Source organism: Candidatus Enterococcus wittei (genome assembly GCF_002140175.1).
In the GTDB taxonomy this organism is placed as follows: Bacteria; Bacillota; Bacilli; order Lactobacillales; family Enterococcaceae; genus Enterococcus_B; species Enterococcus_B wittei.
This window is the reverse complement of record NZ_NGMO01000001.1, coordinates 340759-343527: the sequence shown is the minus strand read 5'-3', so window position 1 is coordinate 343527 and position 2769 is coordinate 340759. Positions and strand designations below refer to the sequence as shown.

At 37.4% G+C, this 2769-nt stretch carries 2 protein-coding genes; one reads left to right on the top strand and one right to left on the bottom strand.

Annotation, left to right across the window (positions count from 1 at the left end; all coding sequences use genetic code 11):
- A partial coding sequence (locus tag A5844_RS14385; protein ID WP_218776160.1) for a hypothetical protein occupies nt 1–192 on the bottom strand: 192 nt, incomplete at its 3' end.
- A 215-nt stretch (nt 193–407) separates the two neighbouring features.
- On the opposite strand from A5844_RS14385, the gene A5844_RS14085 reads away from it, so the two are divergent.
- On the top strand, nt 408–2769 hold a 2362-nt coding region (locus A5844_RS14085), incomplete at its 3' end, for a QWxxN domain (RefSeq protein ID WP_179190512.1).

Sequence of the window (2769 nt, the reverse complement as noted above, 5' to 3'; positions counted from 1 at the left end):
AAATTTTTTATATAATTTTTTTATTTTTACAATTGGTATGGTCACAAATTCTGTAGGGATTCGTTTCTTTTTTTGTTTTATAATTAAATGAAAGCGAATTCTATAAAAGTGAGTTTCAAAATTTCCATAGAGAGGAGGAACAGCTGTAGCTACGTGGGTTAGTTTTGTTTGATCTATTAATGTTGCTTTCATTGTGGTTTTTATCTATCTTTTGTTTTTCTACATTGATGTACTGTTCCTTTTTGCCTGAAAGAACTGTCACTTTAGAGAAAATGATGTAGAGTCGTTGAAGCCAGTCATAGAAATTTGATGGGTGACGTAAAATCATAGACTCACAGATGTTATTCAAATGAACACTTATACAACGAATTAGCTCTATAATTAATTTTAACGAAGGAGTGAACAAGATGCCACAGAAAGTTAAGATGACGAAGAAGATAAGGCTACCACAAGCTAACTCTAGAGAAGTGATTGGAAAGGGAAATAATAAACGAAATGACAATAATAAATCAGGAAATGACCAAGCGAAGTTAAATTATATTGCCAATAATACGGGACAAACACTAGCTCCCGATAGTTTATTGACATTAGATGGCTTCCTTTATTTATCCAGTATCTTCCAAAACACACGATTAGTCGATCCTCCTGAACAACAGACGGTCATCAAAAAAAACGCCCCAGCATTTGAAGCGAACACACGAATTGATGTGAGAAGAGATGGCAATCAGACAAGAATCCATTCCTTTGTTTCCACTTCTACCATCAATCGTAAGCGAATCCAGTCCTTGAATACGCCCCATACCATGCCTCATCAGTCCACATCAATCATCTCACCGTTTATCAGTGCCAGTCCTTTTTTTGTCAACCAAACGTTTCGGAATCAGACAATGTCTACACAAGAGATCATCGACGTAGCGAAAATCGCACATGTATTAAGTATTTCTGTTCACCAGAAAGTTCATGCCCTTTACCAACTAGTGAATTGCACCACCACGAGAAGGACGGATCAGGTGAACACATTGATCATCACAGGAGAAAGTGTAGAACAAACGAGTTTTACCACGGTTTGTCAAGAAGCAATCGGTGAAGCTGAGAAACAAAACAACCAAGGAATGAAACAAGAAAGTGAGAATCCTACTTTTTCTTCTGGCCACATGACCAATACTACTGAACATGAGTTCTACCCTTTTTCTGCGGAAGAGGCAGCTCAAAGACTAAGTAAAGCCTTTCAAGTTTCTTTTGAAAACCAACATAACACCACAATAGATCCCCTAAATCCTGTACATAATCAAGTGACAGAAACGTTTTGGAATGACTTGACTAAGCTGTTTTACCACTTCTTTTCCAAACATGAACACGCGGCTCCTACTCAAGAAAAAAAAGAGCCAAGCGGTTCGTTGCTGTCGTATTTTGCTGATTGGTTACTGAGTACCTTTTCGGTAAAATATGGGGAACAAATTCCCAATAACTCACAATCAGAAAAGAACCTAAATGTTCCGGTGAGTAACCACCGTACGAACAACTTGCTCCCAACCAAGACTTCGCAAAAAAAATCGAAGAAGAAAAAGCAAAAAAATAATCAACAGGAACTATCACCAGAAAGGGTTCCAGAATCGGTGTCGAAAGCCAAAGCAGTATTGCTTCCTGAAAGAGAAAGTTATTTGTCACCATTTTGGCATCTGGCAGAAGATTTTTTTGGAAAGGTAGAAGGGTTTATTGAACATTTCAAATTCAATGTATTTCCCCAATTAGGTGCTGAGGCAAGGCCGATTCCGGCACCTGCGGAAGAAAGAGAAGTTCTGATAAGTTGGAAAAAACTTTCTATAGGGACAACAATAAAAATAAATCAAATCATGTCCGATTATCTGAATAATCTGCCTTCTACTGTACCGAATAAAGGACGACTCCCTGATTTTTGGTATGATTATGAAACATTTCAACTACGGCATAAAATACAAGAAGTCAATCAAAAAGTCAAAGACTATTTGATTGGACAAGGAGTTCCGTGTGCTGAATTATCAGTTGTGGAATTACTGAATGCTATAGAGAATTGGGAAGGAAAAGAAGGACAGGAAATGAAAGTAAATAGAAGAAAACAATTAGCGTGTGTCATTCGTGAAGCTTTTGGACTTCCGAAGATCGATCTGACATATACCCAGGCAACAAACATTCTCCTCCAATGGCGAAATAATAATATTTTTCAAGAATACTCGTTTGAAGACCGGCAACCACCAACCATAAAAGAATCGCAACAAACAACCGAATCTCAACAAACCACTTTAGAAAAAAACGCGACGACTGAGTTAACCACCATAACCAGTGAAAAAAACGAAACGATGATACCATCTACACCATTACCATCAGAGATAGATACACCAAAGTTGGAATATTCTGAAGTCCTTCCTAGAGAAATACAAGAACAATTAGAAAATGTCATTCAAACCTATATTCATGGCTATTCGGTGGCTAAATTATTGCGTGAAACGATCCCACCAAATTTGCCATTTTTCTGGTATGATTTAGAGATTTTTGAAAATCGCGATCAACTCGGAAAAGTGAATAAAGAGTTGAAAGCTTTTATTTGTAACAAAAAGCAACTGTGCCAAGAGATGTCAGGACAAGCTTTGTATGTAAAAATACGACATTGGACAGAAAAAAAAGATGCGAAGATCTCTCGAACTAGAAGGAAAAAAATCGCCGGAATTATTCGAAAGGCTTCTGGACTCCAAAATAGAAATCTGACTGCATTGGAGGCAGAAGCTATTATCC